This is a genomic window from Microbacterium sp. TWP3-1-2b2 (assembly GCF_049896145.1).
In the GTDB taxonomy this organism is placed as follows: Bacteria; Actinomycetota; Actinomycetes; order Actinomycetales; family Microbacteriaceae; genus Microbacterium.
Map to the genome: position 1 here is coordinate 2276090 of NZ_JAFCTS010000001.1, position 20170 is coordinate 2296259.

Consider the following 20170-nt stretch of genomic DNA (forward strand, 5'->3'; position numbering starts at 1 on the left):
TACCCAATCGGCCTTCTAGGCTGTCGGTCGTGACGTCTCCTGCGATCCTGCCCCTGAGCTCGTCCGTCATGGCGATAGGACGTGTCGCAAGCGGGATGATCGTGATGGCAGTCCTTGTCTACGCATACGTTCTTCGCTTCTCTGTCGGAGACGGGAATCTGTTCGACTACTTCGGATACTTCACGAACCAGACGAGTCTGATCACCTGCATCCTTCTGGTGACGACCGGGGTGCTGGTCCTGACCCGACGGCGCGTCCCGCTCGCGCTGACGACGCTGCGAGGAATTGCGACCTCGTATCTCCTCGTCGTCGCCGTGATCTACAACCTGCTCGTGCCGGGAACCGGTTCGGCACCACCATGGGTGAGTGCGATTCTTCACGTCTTCTTCCCGCTGCTGGTCGCCCTCGACTGGTTACTGGTCGGGGATCGTCCTCGTCTGAGGTGGCGACGACTCTGGTTGCTGTTGCCGTACCCGGCCGTGTGGCTGGGTGCTGTTCTTGTGCGCGGCGCGACCGACGGCTGGGTGCCCTACGGGTTTCTTCTCCCCGAGCGTGGAATCGCGTCGCTTCTCGCCCATATCGTCGCCCTGCTCGCTGCAGTCCTCACCGCCGGTGCACTCGCCTGGATGGCAAGCAGAGGGCGCGGGATGTTCTTGCGCTCCGGCGATCAGAGGCCGGTCACTAGCATGGGCCTGTGACGCATACAGATGAAGCCGCTCTGCAGACTGCGTCCACAGGGCGAGCATCGTTGCCGCAGGCCATGGACCGATTCGTGAGCGGCGCGTTCCGCCTTCGAGGACGTGCGAACCGCAGCGAGTACTGGTGGTGAATGTTCGTCAATGTCGCAGTGCTTGCGATTGCACAACTCCTCGCTCCTGCGCTGATCGAGGGTCGGACGTCCGTCGCCTTCACGACTCGAACTTGTCGGGCTGGTGGGTGCTGCTTGCGGTCGTCCCGCCCGGCGCATTCATCTTGCTCCTGCTCGCTGCACGGAGATCGCGGCCCGAGGGCGCGCGTTTCGATAGGACATGATCTTGGTCGGTGGGCTCGCGGCGTCGATCGGTGCCCCCGGCCCCTGTCTCATTCCCCGAATTCGGCGACGACGGCGTGTGGCAACGCCAGGTTGACGAGACTCACAACGAACTTCCCGGGCTCTTCATGCATGCATAGATGCGCGGAGTTCTCGAACCAGACAACGTCCTTCGATGGTGCGACAACCCTTTCGATCCAGCGCTCGACAGGAGCCGTCGGGGTCGTCCAATCATGGCGCCCGAGGAACTGCAGCATCGGCACATCGAACACGATCTGGTCTCGAGCATCGAAGCCAAGCAAGTCAGGAAGAACCTGCGGGATGGTCACTTGTTGCCCCGCGCCGATCAGCGCCAACTCGTCGTCCGTGTAATACGGCGACAGCTCTTGCGACTCCATGAAGTAGGCGGAGTCGGATCGATACGCGGATAGTCCCCCGTAGTACTGCGCCCATTTCCTGCAGGTCACGATTCGCTCAAGGGTCAATGGCTGCATTCCGGGATACTCGCCGAGTGCCCGAACTTCCGCGAGTGCTTCCTCGTTCTGATCCGCAGTCGCGCTCCGTACCGCATGCCTGAAGCTCTCCCCCTCATTCTCGGGACCACAGATCACCTGACCGACACCGATGTAACCCCAGAGCAGGTCGGGTCGTCGCTCGGCCAATGTGACGCCGATGATGGTTCCCCAGCTGTGGCCGAGAACGCCCACTTTCGTCACGCCGAGCTCACCCTGGAGCCAGACGATCAATTCCTCAAGGTCAGCGACGTATCTGTCGAGGCTCAGGTCAATTTCGTCGTTCATGTTTGCTGCAGACTTACCGCTGGCGCGCTGGTCGTAGTTGACAACGGTGAAATAATCCTCGACTGCTCGCTGCCAGATCCACGACGACGGCAGCGAAGGAAGCGCCGGTCCGCCATGGCAGACGACGAGTACCGGGTTGGTCGCGTTCCGACCTCGAATGGAGACGAACTGCTCAACACCGCCGAGCTCGACGAACGTCGTGCGATCGATCGCTTCGGGATTGGGGATGCGGCACAGATCCGCTACGACCGCTCGGCCAGACTCGTCACTCATGCCGGTCAGTCTAGAAGGACGACCCAATCCCTCGCGGACTACGCAGACCCGCGCACGACGAGCTCCGTCGGAAGGATCGTCGTCTGCGCGGGTTCGCCCCCTGAGAGGCGCGACAGCAGCACCGCGGCCATGGTCTCGCCCTGCAGATACATCGGCTGCCGCATGGTCGTCAGCGGCGGGTCGGTCGACAGCGCAACCGCGGAGTCGTCGAAGCCCAGCAGAGCGACGTCCTCCGGTACCCGCAGCCCGACCGAGCGCATGGCCGTCAGCGCACCGCGCGCCATGAGGTCGCTGGCGACGAAGATCGCGTCCGGCGTGCCGGTCGCGAGGATGCGCCGTACAGCGTCGGCACCGCTCGTCTCGCTGTAATCACCCTCTTCCTCCGCGAAAGGGGAGAGCTCGGCATCCGAAAGCGCATCGCGGAAGCCCTGCACGCGATCGACCGAGGCGAGCATGCTCAGCGGGCCCGAGATCGTCGCGATCCGGGTGCGTCCACTGTCGATGAGATGCTGCGTCGCTGTGCGAGCCGCAGCGACGTTGTCGACGTCGACCACGTAGTCGCTCGCGTGCTGGCGCAGCGGGCGGCCGCCCCAGACGACCGGCACGGCATCCGCGATGCGATCGATGAATGCGTCACTGGTGTGATGCGAGACGATCAGAGCACCGTCGACTCCCCCGTTGCGCACGAAGCTCGTCATCTTGTCGCCGGGGTCATCGCTGGCGATCAGCAGGTTGAGCAGGTAGTCGGAGCCACCGAGCGCGCCGGTGATGCCTGCGACGATCGAGGCGAAGAAGGGATCCCCGAAGAAACGCGTGGTGTCTTCAGGGACGATCAGGGCGATCGCGTGCGTCTGCTTCGAGGCCAGTGAACGGGCTGCCCGATTCGGCACGTAGTTGAGTTCGGCGATCGCCGCCTGCACCGCGACGAGCGCTTCGGGGCTGACGGCTGTCGACCCGTTGACCACCCGCGACACCGTGGACCGTGACACTCCGGCGGTGGCCGCCACCTCTTCGATCGTCGCGCGTGACGGCACAGCTCTCCTTCCGGCCGACGCGGTCAGAGGGCGCGCGCGGCGATGATGCGAGCGTACTCCCGGCCGCTGTCCTTGAGGCTCCGCTCCTGAGTGTCGTAGTCGACCCGGACGATGCCGAACCGCTTGTCGTAGCCCCACGCCCACTCGAAGTTGTCGAACATCGACCAGTAGAAGTACCCGCGCACGTCCACTCCGGCATCCGCCGCGTCCAGCACTGCACCGAGGTGCAGACGAAGGAACTCGGAGCGATCCGCGTCGTGCACACGCGTCTCGCCGTCTTCCACGACCACGACGTCGTCGTACGCCGCGCCGTTCTCGGTCATGTACAGCACGGTTCCTGCCGGCTCTGCGTACTCGGTCCAGACGCGCTGCAGCAGACGGGCCAGCCCTTCCGGCTGCACTTCCCAGTTCTGCGCCGTGCGCGGTAGTCCGCGCTCGACGGAATGGATGCCCTCGTTCGACGGATACGGGCTGCGCGTCGCCCTTTCGGTCGTCGGTCCGCCAGACACGGGACGTACAGCTGGAGCCCGACCCGAAAGGAAGTCGCCGTGGTAGTAGTTGACGCCCTGGGTGTCGATCTTCTGCGAGATCGACTTCAGATCGCCATCGTGGATCGCCGCCTCGAACTGGGCGACGGCATCCGGATCGACGCCGCGAATGTCTTCGACGATGTCTGCGGGGTAAGAGCCGAGGTAGATCGGGTCGAGGAACCACCTGTTGAACTGTCCATCCACTCGTCGCACAGCGTCAGCGTCGGCTGGCCTGTCAGGATCGGCGGGGTCGGCGACGGTGTGGTTCAGCGTGATGCCGAGGTCCAGCGAAGCATCACGCGAGCGCAGCTCCTGCACGGTGCGGCCATGAGCGAGCAGCAGGTGATGCGAGGCGAGCAGTCCCTCGGCGACACTCGTGTGCCCCGGTGCGTGCTCACCGCCGGTGTAGGACAGGAACGACGAGCACCACGGCTCGTTCAACGTCGTCCACACGTTCACCCGATCCCCGAGAGCGTCGTGCATGGTGCCGGCGTACTCGAGAAAGCGGTCGACGGTGTCGCGGTTCGTCCAACCGCCCTTCTCCTGAAGCGCCTGCGGCATATCCCAGTGGTAGAGCGTCAGCCAGGGCAGGATGTCGGCGCCGAGCAGCTCGTCGACGAGTCGACTGTAGAAGTCGACGCCCGCCTGGTTCACCGCACCGCCGTCGGGACGCACCCGCGACCATGAGGTCGAGAAGCGGTAGGTCTGCAGCCCGAGCTCGGTCATGAGCGCGACGTCCTCGGCATAGCGGTGATAGTGGTCGCACGCGACATCGCCGTTGTCGCCGCCGACGACCGCGCCTGGGACACGCGTGAACGCATCCCAGATCGAGTCCGTACGACCGTCGATGTGCGCCGCACCCTCGATCTGGTAGGCCGCGGTTGCCGCTCCGAACAGGAAGTTCTCGGGGAAGGGGCGCGTCATAGGGGTCATCCTTTCACCGCGCCGGCCATGATTCCACTGACGAGCTGCTTGCCTGCGACCGCGAAGAGGATCAGCAGGGGCAACGTCGCAAGGATGGCACCGGTCAGCACGATCGAGTAGTCGACGTAGTACCCGGACTGCAGCTGGCTGAGCGCCGTCTGCAGGGTGGGGTTCTGGGGGGAGAGCACGATCAACGGCCACAGGTAGTCCGTCCACGCGGTCATGAAGGTGAACAGACCGAGGATCGCCATGGCCGGTCGGGCCGCGGGGATGCCGACGGTGAGGAACGTGCGGAACTGATTGGCGCCGTCCATCCGCGCCGCCTCGATGAGCTCATCCGGGATGACGTCGACCAGGTACTGACGCATGAAGAACACGCCGAACGCCGTGACGAGCGTCGGGATGATCACCGCCCCTATGGATCCCGTCCAGCCGAGTTCGCGCATCACCATGAACAACGGGATGATGCCGAGCTGGGTCGGGATCGCCATCGTGGCGATGACGAAGATCATGAGCCCCTCGCGGCCTTTGAAGCGCAACTTCGCGAACGCATAGCCCGCGAGGGTCGAGAAGGTCACGACCGAGAGCGTGATGATCGTCGACACGAGAAGCGAGTTTCCGAGTGCGAGCCAGAACGGGATGGCGTCGAAGACCTTCGCCGCGTTCGCGAAGAAGTTTCCACCGGGGATCATGGGCAGCGTCTCACCGCGAGTCGAGTTCGTACCGCTCGCGACGACGAGAGACCACCACAGCGGATAGATGCTGCCGATGATGAACGCGGCGAGCAGACCGTACGTCATGAACCCGGGACGACTGCCGATTCCGGCGTTGCCGCCGCTGCTTCGACGCCTGCGGATCTTCTCGGGCACGCTGAGTGCCTGGGTGGCGGTCATCGCGTCTTCTCCTGTGTGATGCGGGCGCGGCGGCGCGCAGCGCGATTGGCCTTGGGCGCGGAACCGGTGGCGATCCGCCGGGAGAGCAGGAAGTTGATCACGCCGATTCCGACGATGAGCAGGAACAGGAGGATGGCGACCGCGGATGCTTCGCCGAGGTTCCGACGGAAGAATGCGAGTTCCCACAAGAAGAGCACGGTGGTCTGGAACTGCCGGTCGCTGCCGCCGATACCGCCGGCGGTCGACACATCGAACAGGCGCGGCTCTGCGAAGATCTGCAGGCCTCCGATCGTCGCGGTGATGATCACGAAGATCAGTGTCGGGCGGATCGTGGGGATCGTGATCGAGAAGAAGCGACGAGCGGGTCCTGCGCCGTCGATCGCTGCGGATTCGTACAGGTCACGCGGAACCGCCTGCATCGCGGCGAGGAGGATCAGAGCGTTGTAACCGGTCCAGCGGAAGTTCACCATGACGGCGATCGCGATGTGCGAGAGGAACGTGTTGTGCTTCCACTCCTGATCGACGATTCCGATCAGATTCAGCAGGTTGTTGGCGAGTCCGTCGGCCTCGTTGAAGATGCTGGAGAAGATGATGGCGACGGCGACCGGAGTGACGACGAACGGGATGAGCACACTCATCCGCCAGATGGTCGGCGCGCGGAGCCCCCGGTCGAGCAGGTAGGCGACCAGCAGAGCGACGGACAGCTGCGGGATCGCCGAGAGCAGGAAGATGCTCAGGGTGTTGAAGATCGAGTTCCAGAACATCGAGTCGCCGAGGATCTCGACGAAGTTGCCGAATCCGACGAAGTCGCCTTCGCCCTTCAGCAGATCCCATTCGTGCACTGCCACGTACACCGTGTAGACCAACGGGAAGAGCCCGACGAGTCCGAACAGCAGGAAGAACGGCGCGACGTACGCGTAGGGGGAGGCATTCTGATCGAACCGCGAGAGGCGGTGGCGCCAGGAGGGCCTCGGCACGTCATCCGTGTGTTTCGGGGATGCCGTGTCTCGGCGCTCCTTCGGCGGAGCGGTGAGAGTCATCTGTTCATTCCTGTCTGACGCAGTGGTGACTCGACAGGCCCAGAGACCGGGTGGCGGTCCCTGAGCCTGTCGAAGGGGTGTGCCTTTCGAGCGAGCGTCAGCCGACGAGCTCGTTCAGCAGCTTGAGCGCCTGCTCCCACGCACCCTTGGTGTCGGTCTCGCCGCGGTCGAGGCTGCTCAGCGCCGGACCGAAGACGTTCTCCTGGATGACCGAGTCGTCTGCCCCCTTGAACTGGGCGACGACACCCTTCGCACGCTCGGCGAGGATGGCACCAGTGGGCGCGTCGTTGAAGAACTCGTTCGGCGTCGCGGCTGCGGCGAGCTCTTCCTGCGCCTCGATCGTCGACGGGAAGTTGCCCGCAGCCTCAGATTGCTTCACCTGCTGCTCCGGCTGCGTCAGCCAGTCGGCGAGAGCGGCTGCTGCTTCCTTGTGCTCGGAGCTCTCCGGCACGGAGAGGAACGCGCCACCCCAGTTGGCCGCACCTCCGGGGAAGACATCGGCGAAGTCCCAGCCCGTGGAAGCGTCGCCGCCGCCTGCTTCGACCTGACCCTGAATGGTTCCCAGCATCCAGCCGGGGCAGACGAACGTCGCGAAGGTGCCGTCGACGAACGACTTGCCGCCGTTCCAGTCCCACGCCGCCTGCGCAGCCGACTGGCCGCCCTCGGTCGCCGCGCCCAGCAGTTCGAAGCGCTCCTTGAGCTCGGCGTTGCCGTCGACGTTCAGCTCGCCGTCGGCGGTGTAGTAGCCCTCGTCGAGCTGGTTGACCATCGAGTTCCAGACGAATCCGGAGTGGTCGTACCAGGCCTTTCCGGTCTTCTCGGTGTAGTCGGCACCGACGGTGAAGTAGTTCTCCCAGTCGCCGTCGAGCAGCTCGGCGACGGACTCGCGGTCGCTGGGCAGGCCTGCTGCCTCGAAAGCTGCACCGTTGTAGCAGATGCCGCTCGGGCCGATGTCGGTGCCGTAGCCGATCACCCGGCCTTCGGCGTCGGTGCCCTGAGCGTACTTCCAGTCGACCCAGTCGCCCTTGCGGTCCTCGATGCCGTAGTCGCGCAGGTCCACGAACGTGTCGGAGACCTCCATGATCGCGCCGAGCCAACCCTCTTCGACGGCGACGATGTCGCTGAGGCCCGACCCTGCAGCGATCTTGGTGAAGGCATCGGTGCGAGCGTTTCCGCCGGTGTCGATGTTGGTCGCCTCGATCGTGACGTTCGGGTTCTCCTCTTCGTACTGCTTGTAGAGGTCTTCGTATCCGAAGGTGCCGAATGTCGTCACGGTCAGCGTGACGTCCCCCTCGGCGTCGCCGCCGGAGGTGTCGCCGGCGCCGGTTGAACAGCCGGCGAGGGCGAGAGCGGAGACGGATGCGACGGCGACTGTCGTCAGGATCCGTCCGTGTGCGCGTGTGTTCACAGGTCACTCCTTTGTGGTCGTGCGGTGGTGTTGGTGCAGGTGAGTGTTCGCGTGCGTACCGGGCGTGCACCCCTGTGGGAGCGCTCCCACGAACGTGAATGCCACTGTATGGGAGCGCTCCCACGAATGTCAAGTGAGACCTGAGCGGTGACGCTGAAGTAGCCTTGGCCAGTGCCCTCCGCCGAACTCTCCCCTGCTCTCACCCGCGCCGCATCGCTGATCCGCAGCATTCCGGACTACCCCGAACCCGGCATCCTGTTCCGCGACATCACGCCGCTACTGGCGGACGCCGAGGCACTGCGCACGACCACGGAGGCGATCATCGAGCCCTTCGCGGGGCAGTTCGATGTCATCGCCGGCATCGAAGCGCGTGGATTCCTCATCGCCAGCGCAGCCGCGATCGCGGCAGGCGTCGGCCTGATCCCGATCCGCAAAGCAGGAAAGCTTCCTCGCCCCGCGGCATCCGTCGACTACGCCCTCGAATACGGCACCGCGACGATCGAGATGCACGACGACCTGCCGGCAGGCTCACGCGTCCTTTTGATCGACGACGTCCTCGCGACGGGTGGCACGCTCGCGGCCGGTCGTCAGCTGATCGAGCAGCTCGGTTCGCACGTCGCCGGCATCTCGGTGCTTTTCGAGATCGACGGCCTCGGCGGACGCGATCTCATCGGCGATCTGCACACCGTCTTCCACTCGGCCTGACGCGGCGTCACGTTGCAGGCACGCCGGACGCGGGCGGAGGTTTCGCGAGGTCGGCCGGCGCGACGCCACGGTCGATCGCGGAGCGGATGGCTGCCGCTGCATGCGCGAGGCTGCTCACCGCGACGAGTTGCCGAGCGCGAGCGTTGATGGCGAGCAGCATCCTCCTGGCGACCTCATCAGGCGACCCGTCCGGCCGGAGGGCGGCGACGTTCTGATTGGCGAGCGGCTCGAGCGCGTCGGCGTATGCCATGAGCTCATCGACGTCGTAGTCGAGACCGACGGCAGAAGCCTGCGCCAGGGCGTGCGCGAGGCCCTGCTCGGCCGCGCCAGGATACCCGCGCCAGTCGCGACGGCGCATGAGCTCGTGCGTGCGCTCGCGGTACACCTCATAGTCGGGATCGGAGGCGACGCCGTCGGCGGTTCCGAGCGCGAACGCCTGGCAGGCATTCATCACATCGAGCGTCGACACCCCATCGGAGTCGATCAAGTCGGTGAGCGATCTGATCGCCGCGGTCGAGGCACCGAACGAGTCGCGCAGCACGACGATCAGCCGTGCCCGATCGACGTGACGCTGCTCGTACACCGCCGTAGTGCGATTGCGCAATCGCCCAGCGGGCATGATCCCCACCCGGATCCAGTGCTTGAGCGTCGTCGTGCTGACTCCGCTCTGACCTGCGAGCTCGTTGAGCTTCATGCGTTCCTCCCCCTCGAGGCCGACGATTGGAGAGTGGCGAGCCTTGCGACTCTCCACGATGCGACTTCCGTGCGTTGACTCTAACCTGCCTGTGGAGGGACTCTTTTCGCCGCTGGGGAATCGCGGACGGGAGCTCGATGAGTGGGGCTCCTCGACTTGCCCGGGCGGATACACCGGGGGGTGCGTCATCCGCCCGGGCACCCTGTTGCGCATCCTGGGATCTCGACCCGGACGCTAGACTGGGGCTGCCCGCCTTCCCGCGACTTCCGGAGCCTTCAATGCCCACCATCGTCGTCGACGTCATGCCCAAGTCCGAACTGCTCGACCCGCAGGGGAAGGCCGTCTCCGGCGCTTTCGCACGCCTCGGCGTTGCCGGCTTCAGCGATGTGCGCATCGGCAAGCGCTTCGAGCTCACGGTCGACGGCGAGGTCACCGATGAGGTGCTCGCCGAGGTCAAGAAGCTCGCCGATGACGTGCTCTCCAACGCCGTCATCGAGGACGTCGTCGGTATCGAGGTCGTCCAGTGACCGTGCGCATCGGCGTCATCACCTGGCCTGGCTCGCTCGACGACCGCGACGCACAGCGTGCGATCCGCCTCGCCGGTGCCGAGCCCGTCGCCCTCTGGCACGGTTCCCACGACCTCGAGGGCGTCGACGCCCTGGTGCTGCCCGGCGGGTTCAGTTACGGCGACTATCTGCGCGCCGGAGCGATCGCGGCGCTGTCGCCGATCATGACCGAGGTGAAGGATGCTGCGGCATCGGGCATGCCGGTACTCGGAATCTGCAACGGCTTTCAGATGCTGGTCGAAGCGCATCTGCTGCCGGGCGGACTGATCCGCAACGACCACCAGCACTTCGTCCGCCGCGATCAGAAACTCACGGTCGAGAATGTCTCCACAGCCTGGACCAGCGATTTCACCGCCGGCCAGGAGATCGTTATCCCGCTGAAGAACGCAGACGGCGGCTACATCGCTTCGGAGGAGACGCTGGATCGCATCGAGGGCGAAGGCCTGGTCGCCTTCCGCTACGCGGGCGTGAACCCCAATGGGTCGCTGCGCGACATCGCCGGACTCAGGAACGAGGCCGGGAACGTCGTCGGCCTCATGCCGCACCCGGAGCATGCGACGGAAGCGGGCTTCGGACCGAACACCGCCGACGCCATGCGCTCCGGCACCGACGGCCTCGCGTTCTTCACGAGCGCCATCGCCGCCGTCAGCCGCGTCGCCGCGTAGTCACACCGGACGACTGCACGAGCTGAACACGCCTGCACGAGCGAACGGGCGAACCGGTCGTGCCGCTGTTCCCGAGTCGTGCAAGTGTGCCGACTTCGGGCGGTCGCGCACCGCGCGATCAGACGCCGAGCTCGGTCCTGATGCCGGTGAGGTGAGCGGCGAATGCCTCGTCGTGGATGAGGTCGCCCTCTGTGAGCACCGCGTACGGACGATCGAGGATGCCGTCGCCGGGGCGGACGTCCAGATGAGCCGTCTCGAATCCCTCCGCGTGAAGCTGGTCGGCCATCAGATAGTCGCTGCGTGAATCACCGACGCTGAGCCACTTGCTCGGCACCGGCCCCTGCGCACGGAAGTGCTCCAGCGCACGCTGCGCAGCATGATCCTTGTCGAGGCGGATCGATTCGATGTCGGTGGAGATCACCGTCGGATCGATGCGGAAGGGGACGGCGCCGTCGGAGTCGGCAACCGACTGTTCTTCGTAGCGCAACCCGACGCCCTGCCCGGTCAGCACGGCGAAGGCCTGATCCTGGAAAGCGCGCTGGGAGAGGCGATAATCCTCGGATCCGACATCCTTGCGCTGCTCCACCGAGATCATCGCGCGCTTGGTCTCGTCGAAGAACATGGTGTCGGCGAAGCGCCGTTCGACCAGATCGCGGATGGCATCGACAGTATCCGTGCTGAACGCGACCGTCTGATCGATCGTGGGCTCACCCATGCCGTCCGCATCGATCGTCGACCAGGCACCGCCCTTCTCGAAGACGCCGAACATGCGCGTCCCCGGGCGGAGCAGCGCTTCGCGCAGCCCGGCCTCCTGCAGAGCGGGGATGACCACCTCAGCGATGAACTCGTGCGAGCGTCCGGTGATGAACGCGATCGGAACCCCCGCCGCGACGAGATCCACGAGGTCGCGGGCGATCGAGTCGATCGCGATGGTGCGAGTGACGGGGCTGGCGACAGGGCCGTCGACGTCGAGCAGCAGACCGAGGTCAGGAAGATTCACACCCTCAGCCTAGGGATTCGATCGGTGCCCACACGCCATGCGGTGCTCAGATCCCGGCCGGCGGCCACACGCCGATGAGCACAGCCATGACGACGAGCGTGACCAGTTCGTGTGCGATGTTCATCGTGGTCAGTGCCGTCGGGCGTCCTTCGAAGGCATCGTGCGTGATGAATCGTGCCGCCGTGAATCCGGCCCAGAGCAGTATCGAGGTCACGACAGCCGCGACGAAGAACGACCCCTCGTAGAAGTGCCAGGCGATGGCGGATGCTCCGGCCAGCACCCATGCGGTGACGAAGCTGACGATCAGGGTGGTGACGATCGGCCACACTGCGCTCTTCGTGGAGCCGGTCATGTCGACGTTCGCCAGCTTCGCCCATCGCGTGCCGAACACCTTCGGGGTATACCAGACCGACCCGACGATCATGCTCGAGATCATGGCCAGCAGCACTGCCCAGTAGTTGATCTCCGGAATCATGGCTCCTCCTCCGCGCTCGAGCGACGGGCGTCGCTGTTGCCGTTGACGCTACTCCCCGAACCGTCCGTCCTCGATAGGCTCGACGTGTGAGTCTCTTCGTCACCGTCCCCACTGCCCGCCTGGCCGAGAACATCGGCGCGTTGCCTGAGGGGGTCGAGCTCGAGGTCTGGGACTTCCAGTCCCCTGCGCCGCGCGAGAGGATCGACCTCGTGGTTCCGCCGTACATGGGCGGATCGTCGGCGCTTTCGGCACTCGACGGCATCGAGGTGGGGCTCGTGCAGAGCCAGTCGATCGGCTACGACGGCGTCGCCGACACATTGCCGTCCGGCATCCCGTTCGCGAATGCGGCGAGCGTGCATGAGACCTCGACCGCCGAGATCACACTCGCTCTGACCCTTGCCGCGCAGCGGCAGCTTCCTCGGTTCGTGCTCGCCCAGCAGCACGGTGAATGGTCTCCGGTGTTCGCCGAGAGCCTCGCCGATCGACGTGTGCTTCTGGTCGGCTTCGGCGGCGTCGGCGAGGCGATCGCCGTCCGCCTGGAGCCCTTCGAGGTCGAGCTGACCGTCGTCGCCCGCACCGCCCGCCCCGTCTGGCATGAGCGGCTCGGACGCGTGCAGGTGCACGCCATCGACGAGCTCGCCGAGCTGCTCCCGAACGCCGAGGTCGTGATACTCGCACTGCCCGGCGGCGACGAGACCCGCCATCTGTTCGACGACGAGATGCTCGCCCTCCTGCCCGATGGCGCGCTGATCGTCAACGTCGGCCGCGGCACGCTCATCGACACCGATGCCCTGGTACGTCAGAACGGCCGCATCCGTGCCGCGCTCGATGTGATGGATCCCGAGCCCCTCCCGGCGGAGCATCCGCTCTGGCAGACCGAGGGCGTGCTCATCTCGCCGCATGTCGGCGGTGCCTCGACCGCGATGAACCCGCGCATCGCCAGGCTCATCCGAAACCAGATCGAGCGGATGCTCCGCGGGGATGCTCCCGTGAACGTCGTGATCGACGGCTGACCCAGCACAGATGCAGGGCCGTTTCACGGATGCAGGTCCATCCGTCGGCGAGTCGCCCTGCATCCGTACGATCGCCCTGCATCCGTGCTGGACGACACGACTCCGCACCGCCTCCGAACCGATTCGATCGTGCCCCTCGCGGGACTGTAAGCGCTTGCAGTAGGCTCGTCGCATGACAGAGCTTGAGCAGTTCGCAGCCCCCGGAGCAGAGTGGTGGCGCAGCGCAGTCATCTACCAGATCTACCCGCGCTCGTTCGCGGACGCGTCCGGTGACGGCATCGGAGACCTTCCGGGCATCACCAGCCGTCTCGATTCGCTGAAGGAACTCGGCGTCGATGCGATCTGGCTGAGCCCGTTCATGACCAGCCCGCAGAAGGATGCCGGTTACGACGTCGCCGACTACCGCGACGTCGACCCGATCTTCGGCACCCTCGCCGACTTCGACGAGATGATCGCGCAGGCGCACGCCCGTGGCATCCGCCTCATCGTCGATCTCGTCCCCAACCACTCCTCCGATCAGCACGTCTGGTTCCAGGAAGCACTGAAGGCCGCCCCCGGCAGCCCCGAACGCGCTCGGTACGTCTTCCGTGACGGCAAGGGCGAGAACGGCGAGATCCCGCCGAACAACTGGGAGAGCGTCTTCGGCGGTGGCATGTGGGAGCGCGTCACCGAAGCCGACGGCACCCCGGGCCAGTGGTACCTGCACATCTTCGACGCGAGCCAGCCCGACTTCGACTGGACGAACGAGGAGGTCAAGGAGGAGTTCCGCTCTGTGCTGCGTTTCTGGCTCGACCGCGGAGTCGACGGCTTCCGTGTCGACGTCGCGCACGGCATGGTCAAGGAGGCGGGTCTTCCCGACTACGCGCCTGTGGCGGATGCCGACTCGATGGGCGGCGGCGAGGACAGTGTGCCGTACTGGGGCCAGGACGGCGTGCACGACATCTACCGCGACTGGCACAAAGTGCTCGCCGAGTACGACGGCGACCGCGCCCTGTGCGGCGAGGCCTGGCTGCCGACGCTGAAGCAGACCGCTCTCTGGGTGCGCCCCGATGAGATGCACCAGACGTTCAACTTCCCGTACATGATGACCGCATGGGACGCCGAGCGCATCGGCGATGTCATCCGCGATTCGCTCGAGGAATTCGGCCGGGTCGGCGCCCCCAGCACCTGGGTGCTCTCGAACCACGACGTCGTCCGCCATGCTTCGCGGCTCGCGCTCACGGCGGACAACCCGCAGGGCGAGGGCATCGGACCGAAATCGGCGGGCAAGCCCGACCCGGTGGTCGGACTCTCCCGCGCACGCGCGGCAACCACCGTGATGCTCGCGCTTCCCGGTTCGTCGTACCTCTACCAGGGCGAGGAGCTCGGCCTCCCTGAGGCCATGGATATCCCCGACGAGTTCCGCCAGGACCCGACCTGGTACCGCACGAACGGCGAACGATACGGCCGCGACGGATGCCGTGTGCCGATCCCGTGGGAGGCGACAGCGCCGGCCTTCGGCTTCAACACCACGGGCGACGCGTGGCTGCCTCAGCCGGCTGAGTGGGCGTCGTTCGCCCGCGACACGGAAGAGGCGGATGCCACGTCTACGCTCAACCTGTACAAGCAGCTGCTCCGCCTGCGCCGTGAGCGTGCGCTCGGTGTGGGCTCGCTCGTCTGGGAAGACCTGGGCGACACGACCGTCGCCTTCCGCAGGGACGACCTCCACGTCGCCGTCAACATCGGCACCGAGCCGCTCGAGCTCGGCGATGATGTCACCTTCATCGTGCAGAGCCAGCCCTTCGACGGCACCGCGCTGCCGGTCGACGCGGCTGTCTGGTACACCAAGGGCTGACGCTCCGGTGCATGCGAAATGGTGAGCATCGATGAGGTCGCGCGACTGGCCGGCGTCTCCACGGCGACGGTCTCGCGCGCCCTCAGCGGTCGCGGCCACGTATCAGCGGCCGCGCGCGACCGGGTCCAAGACGCAGCGAAGAAGCTCGGCTACGTCGTGTCATCGCGTGCATCGTCGCTCGCCTCGGGGCGCACCAGGAACATCGGCGTCGTGGTGCCGTTCCTCGACCGCTGGTTCTTCAGCACGGTGCTCTCCGGAGTCTCCAGCGCCCTGATGCGCCAGGGCTACGACATCACCCTGTACAACATCACGGCTGACAAGGACGTACGGCGCAACGTGTTCGACACCGCGCTCAGACGCCAGCGCGTGGATGCCGTGATCGCGGTGTCGATCGAACTGGACGAGGCCGAGACGACCAGGCTCCTCGAGCTCGGACTGCCCGTGATCGCGATAGGCGGACCGAATCCGCAGCTCGACACACTAACTGTCGACGACGGCGCAGTCGCGCAGTTGGCGACGGAGCACCTTCTGAGTCTCGGTCACACCGATATCGCGCACATCGGCGCGAACCCCGAGTTCGACATCGACTTCCACATCCCCACCCAGCGTCGACTCGGCTTCGAGAAGGCGCTGGCGGATGCCGGAATCACGCCGAAGGCAGCATTCCTCGAGCCGGCGGACTTCACCGTCGAGGGCGGATACCGCGCCGCCAAGCAGTTGCTCGGCAGGCCAGGGCCCCGGCCGACGGCCATCTTCGCGGCATCCGATGAGATGGCGATCGGTGCGGTGCTCGCCGCACGCGATCTCGGATTCCGCGTGCCGGAGGATCTGTCGATCATCGGGATCGACGGCCACGAGCTGGGCGAGTTCTTCCAGCTCACGACGGTCGACCAGTTCCCACTCGGGCAGGGCGAGCGGGCGGCTTCCGCCGTGCTGGCGAAGCTCGAGGAAGCTCTGCCCGCCGCAGCCCCTGGTGCACTGCCCTACGAGCTCATCGTCCGCGGGACGACCGCGCGGGTGTGATCCAGACGGAGCACGTCGCCCAGCTGCGCTGACGAGCGCCCGTCGATTACAATGGGCAGCGGAGTGTCGGGAAGCCTGGTCGACGGCCCCGTCATCGACCAGAAAGGCGCTCATGTCGCCATCGCAGCCCCGGTTCCCCCGCGTCCGCAGCATCTTCCCCTCGGCATCCCGAGAGGAATCGATCCGCGTCGCCGAGATCCTGCGCAAAGAGACAGTCGGCGGCATCCTGTTGGTCGTCTTCGCAGCCATCGCACTGATCTGGGCCAACTCACCGTGGGCTGATTCCTACTTCGCCATCCGCGACTTCGAGGTCGGGTACGAGCCGTGGCACCTCAAGCTCTCGCTGGGCGCGTGGGCCGCAGACGGCCTGCTGGCGATCTTCTTCTTCCTGGTCGGCCTCGAGCTCAAACGCGAGTTCGTCGCTGGTGACCTCCGAAAGCCCAGTACCGCCATCGTGCCGGTGGTCGCGGCGGTCGGCGGGGTCGTCGTCCCCGCGCTCGTGTATGTGGCAGTGGTGGGTACGACGACCAGTGAGGCCCGTGGCTGGGCGATTCCGACCGCGACCGACATCGCCTTCGCGGTCGCGGTCCTCGCGCTCATCGGATCGCATCTGCCCAGCGCGCTGCGGATCTTCCTGCTGACGCTGGCCGTCGTCGACGACCTCATCGCGATCGGGATCATCGCGATCTTCTACACCGAGTCCATCGAGCTCGTGCCGCTGCTGCTCGCGCTGGTGACCATCGCGCTCTACGGTGCGATCGCACAGCGCTTCCGGCAGTTCTTCCATGTCCGCCCCGGTGCTGCCTGGTTGATCCTGCTGCCCATCGGATTCGCTGCCTGGGCGCTCATGCACGCCTCAGGGATCCACGCGACGATCGCCGGCGTTCTGCTCGGTTTCACGATCCCTGTGCTGCACAAGAAGGCGGCGCGATCGGAGGATTCCGGTCCGGGTCTGGCCGAGATCTTCGAGCACCGATTCCGTCCACTGTCCGCCGGGTTCGCTGTGCCGGTGTTCGCGTTCTTCTCCGCAGGCGTCGCGATCGGCGGCCCGGAGGGATTCGTCTCTGCGCTCACGGATCCGGTGCTGATCGGTATCGTCCTCGGTCTCGTCGTCGGCAAGCCTCTCGGCATCACGGCAGCGACCTGGCTCATCACCCGGATCCGCCGCATCAACCTCGATCCGTCCCTGCGCTGGATCGACATCGCCGGCGTCGGAATCCTGGCCGGCATCGGCTTCACCGTCTCGCTGTTGGTCGCCGAGCTGAGCTTCGCGGCAGGCAGCCCGCACTATGACCACAGCAAGGTGGCGATCCTGACGGCATCCGTCGTGGCCGCCCTGCTCGCCGCCGTGGTGCTCGGGCTCCGAAACCGGCGTTACCGCAAGGCCGTGGAGCGGGGGCCGGGGGCGCACGACAGCACAGTCGAACGCTGACCGCCACGGCTGCCGTGCATCAAGGCAGCGCGATGAGCCCCTGCGTCCCCGTCCTGGCCTTCTCGAACCGCTGCTGCACGTCGTCCCAGTTCACGATCTCCCAGAACGCCTTGACATAGTCAGCGCGCACATTCCGGTAGTCGAGGTAATACGCGTGCTCCCACACGTCCAACTGCAGCAGCGGCGTGACACCGAGCGGAGCGTTGCCCTGCTGGTCGAAGAGCTGGAAGATCACGGGTCGGGCACCGAGGCTGTCCCACGCGAGGACGGACCATCCCGATCCCTGCACGCCGAGCGCGGTGGCCGTGAAGTGCGCGCGGAAGGCGTCGATCGAGCCGAAGGAGTCTTCCAGCGAGGCGGCGAGTTCGCCCTCCGGAGCCCCTCCGCCGTTCGGCGACATGTTCTGCCAGAACACCGAGTGATTGATGTGGCCGCCCAGGTTGAAGGCGAGGTCCTTCTCGAGCTTGTTCACGTTCGCGAGGTCGCCGTTCTCGCGCGCTGCGGCGAGCTGCTCGAGCGCGGTGTTCGCGCCCGTGACGTAGGCCTGGTGGTGCTTGGAGTGATGCAGTTCCATGATCGTGGCGGAGATGTGCGGTTCGAGTGCCGCGTAGTCGTACGGCAGTTCAGGGAGGGTGTAGGGAGCGGGCATGTCAGTTCCTTTCAGAGTGGGTCGGCAGGGAGTGGAAGCGTCGGTCGAGATAGACCAGGGGGCGGCCGGACGGCCCGGCGACGACATCGAGCACCTCGGCGATCACCACGGTCGACGATCCGACCGGGATGGTGTGCAGTGCCCGGCATCGCAGCGCAGCTCTGGCGCTGGGCAGGTGCGGTTCGCCGGAGTCGAGCGCGATCCACCCCTGTTCGGGGGTGAACCGGTCGGCACCGCTGGTCGCGAAGCTCTGAGCGAGATCGGTGTGGTCTTCGTCGATGAGGTGCACGACGAATGTGTCGGCGTCGAGGAGCGCCCCAGCGCTGCCCGTCGCTCTGGTGACCGAGAACATGATCGCCGCGGGATCCACCGCGACGGAGGAGACACTGGATGCCGTGAGACCGACAGGTCCTGCCTGCGTCGCCGCGGTGATGATCGCGATACCCGCCGGGTGCGTGCGGAAAGCGGCCTTCAACCTGTCGCCCACCGCTGAAGGAGTCGGCGTCGCGGTCGCGATCATGTCGTCGCGGTCGACCAGCTTGGTGCGCTCGCGGCCGCGCTGTGCGCCGGCACTGCGTTCGGCGTCGTCGATCCTCAGCCAACCCGTCCAGTCGACGGCGTCGGTGAGGTGCGCGAGCGGGTCGCTCTCGTCGCCGATCCGATCAGAGGTCGCGAGGTCATCGACCAGGTGCTGCACGGTCTGCGCAGCATCCGACTTGGTCGAACCGATGAGTCCGATCGGTCCGCGCTTGATCCACCCTGTGGCGTACAGGCGCGGGATCGGCACACCGTCCGCATCGACGACGCGGCCCTCACGATGCGGCACGACGCCTGAGGCTTCATCGAAGGGCGCGCCGGGCACGGATGACGACCGATAGCCGATCGCCCGATAGACAGCCCCCACGTCGTGGCGAACGAGGTCGCCGGTGCCGATCATGCGACCCAGCGGGTCGGATGCTGTGCGCTCCATCTCGATGCCGGTGACGTCCTGTTCGCCCTCGATCCGCACAGGCCGCTGGCGAAAGTGCAGATGGATGCGGCGCGATGCGGTCAGCGAGGAGGGCGGCCGTTCAGCCCATCCCCGCAGCGTCCGAAGGATGATGCGGCGCTGGGAGAACTGCTCCAGCATCCGCTCGCCGTGCGCGTCCAGTTCCAGCTCGGCCGGGTCGACGATGACGTCGACGTCGCGCTGCTCCCCCAGCTCGCGCAGCTCGAGCGCCGAGAAGCGGACGTCTGCCGGGCCGCGACGGACGAAGAGATGGATGTCACGAACCGGGTTCGCAGCCAGCGCCTCGAGCACGTCGTCCGGAGTGTCGGTGCGGTCGAGGTCTGTTGCATGCTTGGCGAGGATGCGGGTGACGTCCAGTGCCACGTTGCCTGCTCCGAGCACGGCGACGGTCTCGGCCGCGAGCGGCCATGTCCGTGGCACGTCGGGGTGCGCGTCGTACCAGGCGACGAAGTCCGCGGCGCCGAAGGACCCGGGAAGATCAGCACCCGGCAGGTCGAGCGCCACGTCACGATCGGCACCGGTGGCGAGGATCACGCCGTCGTAGGCGGCCCGCAGTTCAGCGATCGTGGTGTCGACGCCGACCTCGACGTTCGCACGCAACCGGATCGCGGGGTGCTGCAGCACATCGTGCAGCGCATCGATGATCTTGCGGATGCGGGGATGATCGGGCGCGACGCCATAGCGCACCAGGCCGTAAGGCGCAGGGAGTTTCTCCAGCAGGTCGATGCGAGCGTCCGGAACGCGGGAGAGGAGGATGTCTGCCGCATAGATTCCGGCTGGTCCGGCGCCGATGATGGCCACGCGAGGAGCGGCGGTCATTCGGTTCCTCCCTGCGGAGGCAGCGCCGCGACCAGCGGGTGGTCGTACGCGATCACGCCGAGCTTGGCTGCGCCGCCTGGGGAGCCGATCTCGTCGAAGAACTCGACGTTGGCCTTGTAGTAATCAGCCCACTCCTCTGGCACGTCGTCCTCGTAGTAGATCGCCTCGACAGGGCAGACGGGCTCGCACGCACCGCAGTCCACGCATTCGTCGGGGTGGATGTACAGCGATCGCTCCCCTTCGTAGATGCAATCCACGGGGCACTCGTCGATGCAGGCGCGATCCTTGACATCGACGCACGGCAGCGCGATCACATACGTCATCGGGGCATCATCCTTCGAGTCATGTCACCCA

Annotated in this window: 22 protein-coding genes; 10 read left to right on the top strand and 12 right to left on the bottom strand. The window is 66.1% G+C overall.

Features of this window, described 5'->3' with window-relative positions:
• The first annotated feature begins 29 nt into the window (after nucleotides 1-29).
• Genes ACP7AR_RS11195 through ACP7AR_RS11205 form a run of 3 tightly spaced genes read left to right on the top strand, consistent with a single transcriptional unit; the run spans nucleotide 30 to nucleotide 1032 of the window.
• A complete protein-coding gene (locus tag ACP7AR_RS11195) occupies nucleotides 30-698 on the top strand; it encodes a Pr6Pr family membrane protein (protein ID WP_426185700.1) in 669 nt (222 codons plus the stop codon).
• Nucleotides 695-829, top strand: coding sequence for a hypothetical protein (locus tag ACP7AR_RS11200; protein WP_426185701.1), 135 nt, complete (start codon nucleotides 695-697; stop codon nucleotides 827-829). Before ACP7AR_RS11195 ends, ACP7AR_RS11200 begins: the two co-directional genes overlap by 4 nt.
• Entirely contained in the window at nucleotides 826-1032 is a 207-nt protein-coding gene (locus ACP7AR_RS11205) for a DUF805 domain-containing protein (RefSeq protein WP_426187730.1), read from the top strand. The genes ACP7AR_RS11200 and ACP7AR_RS11205 overlap by 4 nt, the downstream gene beginning before the upstream one ends.
• 48 nt (nucleotides 1033-1080) lie before the next feature.
• On the opposite strand, the gene ACP7AR_RS11210 is transcribed toward ACP7AR_RS11205, so the two are convergent.
• From ACP7AR_RS11210 to ACP7AR_RS11235, 6 genes are all read right to left on the bottom strand, one after another.
• On the bottom strand, nucleotides 1081-2103 hold the full coding sequence (locus ACP7AR_RS11210) for an alpha/beta fold hydrolase (RefSeq protein ID WP_426185703.1): 1023 nt from the start codon (nucleotides 2101-2103) through the stop codon (nucleotides 1081-1083).
• 38 nt (nucleotides 2104-2141) lie between these two features.
• Entirely contained in the window at nucleotides 2142-3137 is a 996-nt protein-coding gene (locus ACP7AR_RS11215) for a LacI family DNA-binding transcriptional regulator (RefSeq protein WP_426185705.1), read from the bottom strand.
• Nucleotides 3138-3160: 23 nt separating this feature from the next.
• Nucleotides 3161-4591 carry a GH1 family beta-glucosidase gene (locus ACP7AR_RS11220; protein ID WP_426185707.1) on the bottom strand — a complete coding sequence of 477 codons (1431 nt, stop codon included), beginning with the start codon at nucleotides 4589-4591 and terminating at the stop codon, nucleotides 3161-3163.
• A gap of 5 nt (nucleotides 4592-4596) precedes the next feature.
• Nucleotides 4597-5484: a carbohydrate ABC transporter permease gene (locus ACP7AR_RS11225; protein ID WP_426185709.1), complete on the bottom strand. Its 888-nt coding sequence runs from the start codon at nucleotides 5482-5484 to the stop codon at nucleotides 4597-4599.
• Nucleotides 5481-6524: a carbohydrate ABC transporter permease gene (locus ACP7AR_RS11230; protein WP_426185711.1), complete on the bottom strand. Its 1044-nt coding sequence runs from the start codon at nucleotides 6522-6524 to the stop codon at nucleotides 5481-5483. The genes ACP7AR_RS11225 and ACP7AR_RS11230 overlap by 4 nt, the downstream gene beginning before the upstream one ends.
• Nucleotides 6525-6621: 97 nt before the next feature.
• Nucleotides 6622-7932 (bottom strand): ABC transporter substrate-binding protein, encoded by a 1311-nt coding sequence (locus ACP7AR_RS11235; protein ID WP_426185713.1) that lies wholly within the window; start codon nucleotides 7930-7932, stop codon nucleotides 6622-6624.
• A gap of 171 nt (nucleotides 7933-8103) precedes the next feature.
• On the opposite strand from ACP7AR_RS11235, the gene ACP7AR_RS11240 reads away from it, so the two are divergent.
• Nucleotides 8104-8637: an adenine phosphoribosyltransferase gene (locus tag ACP7AR_RS11240; RefSeq protein ID WP_426185715.1), complete on the top strand. Its 534-nt coding sequence runs from the start codon at nucleotides 8104-8106 to the stop codon at nucleotides 8635-8637.
• Between the two features lie 7 nt (nucleotides 8638-8644).
• Here the strand turns inward: ACP7AR_RS11240 and ACP7AR_RS11245 are convergent, their stop codons facing one another.
• Entirely contained in the window at nucleotides 8645-9331 is a 687-nt protein-coding gene (locus ACP7AR_RS11245; protein WP_426185717.1) for a MerR family transcriptional regulator, read from the bottom strand.
• A 278-nt stretch (nucleotides 9332-9609) separates the two neighbouring features.
• Between ACP7AR_RS11245 and purS the strand changes: the two genes are divergently transcribed.
• Complete coding sequence (gene purS / locus ACP7AR_RS11250; protein ID WP_426185719.1) at nucleotides 9610-9858, top strand: phosphoribosylformylglycinamidine synthase subunit PurS; 249 nt, start codon at nucleotides 9610-9612, stop codon at nucleotides 9856-9858.
• 2 nt (nucleotides 9859-9860) lie between these two features.
• Complete coding sequence (purQ, locus tag ACP7AR_RS11255) at nucleotides 9861-10562, top strand: phosphoribosylformylglycinamidine synthase subunit PurQ (RefSeq protein ID WP_426187731.1); 702 nt, start codon at nucleotides 9861-9863, stop codon at nucleotides 10560-10562.
• Nucleotides 10563-10680: 118 nt separating this feature from the next.
• Here purQ and ACP7AR_RS11260 read toward each other — a convergent pair whose 3' ends face one another.
• A complete protein-coding gene (locus ACP7AR_RS11260) occupies nucleotides 10681-11562 on the bottom strand; it encodes a hypothetical protein (protein ID WP_426185721.1) in 882 nt (293 codons plus the stop codon).
• 46 nt (nucleotides 11563-11608) lie between these two features.
• Nucleotides 11609-12037 carry a DUF1761 domain-containing protein gene (locus tag ACP7AR_RS11265; RefSeq protein ID WP_426185723.1) on the bottom strand — a complete coding sequence of 143 codons (429 nt, stop codon included), beginning with the start codon at nucleotides 12035-12037 and terminating at the stop codon, nucleotides 11609-11611.
• Nucleotides 12038-12123: 86 nt separating this feature from the next.
• On the opposite strand from ACP7AR_RS11265, the gene ACP7AR_RS11270 reads away from it, so the two are divergent.
• The 4 genes from ACP7AR_RS11270 to nhaA all read left to right on the top strand — a co-directional run bounded on the left by ACP7AR_RS11270 (nucleotide 12124) and on the right by nhaA (nucleotide 17339).
• A complete protein-coding gene (locus ACP7AR_RS11270) occupies nucleotides 12124-13050 on the top strand; it encodes a 2-hydroxyacid dehydrogenase (RefSeq protein WP_426185725.1) in 927 nt (308 codons plus the stop codon).
• Between the two features lie 172 nt (nucleotides 13051-13222).
• Nucleotides 13223-14884: a glycoside hydrolase family 13 protein gene (locus ACP7AR_RS11275; RefSeq protein WP_426185727.1), complete on the top strand. Its 1662-nt coding sequence runs from the start codon at nucleotides 13223-13225 to the stop codon at nucleotides 14882-14884.
• Nucleotides 14885-14902: 18 nt separating this feature from the next.
• Nucleotides 14903-15907: a LacI family DNA-binding transcriptional regulator gene (locus tag ACP7AR_RS11280; protein ID WP_426185729.1), complete on the top strand. Its 1005-nt coding sequence runs from the start codon at nucleotides 14903-14905 to the stop codon at nucleotides 15905-15907.
• Nucleotides 15908-16019: 112 nt separating this feature from the next.
• Nucleotides 16020-17339, top strand: a complete 1320-nt coding sequence (gene nhaA, locus ACP7AR_RS11285; protein WP_426185731.1) for a Na+/H+ antiporter NhaA — start codon at nucleotides 16020-16022, stop codon at nucleotides 17337-17339.
• Nucleotides 17340-17358: 19 nt separating this feature from the next.
• On the opposite strand, the gene ACP7AR_RS11290 is transcribed toward nhaA, so the two are convergent.
• Genes ACP7AR_RS11290 through fdxA form a run of 3 tightly spaced genes read right to left on the bottom strand, consistent with a single transcriptional unit; the run spans nucleotide 17359 to nucleotide 20139 of the window.
• Nucleotides 17359-17988 (bottom strand): superoxide dismutase, encoded by a 630-nt coding sequence (locus ACP7AR_RS11290; RefSeq protein ID WP_426185733.1) that lies wholly within the window; start codon nucleotides 17986-17988, stop codon nucleotides 17359-17361.
• Between the two features lies 1 nt (nucleotide 17989).
• Entirely contained in the window at nucleotides 17990-19816 is a 1827-nt protein-coding gene (locus tag ACP7AR_RS11295) for a flavin reductase (protein WP_426185735.1), read from the bottom strand.
• Nucleotides 19813-20139, bottom strand: coding sequence for a ferredoxin (gene fdxA, locus ACP7AR_RS11300; protein ID WP_426185737.1), 327 nt, complete (start codon nucleotides 20137-20139; stop codon nucleotides 19813-19815). Before fdxA ends, ACP7AR_RS11295 begins: the two co-directional genes overlap by 4 nt.
• Nucleotides 20140-20170 lie beyond the last annotated feature (31 nt).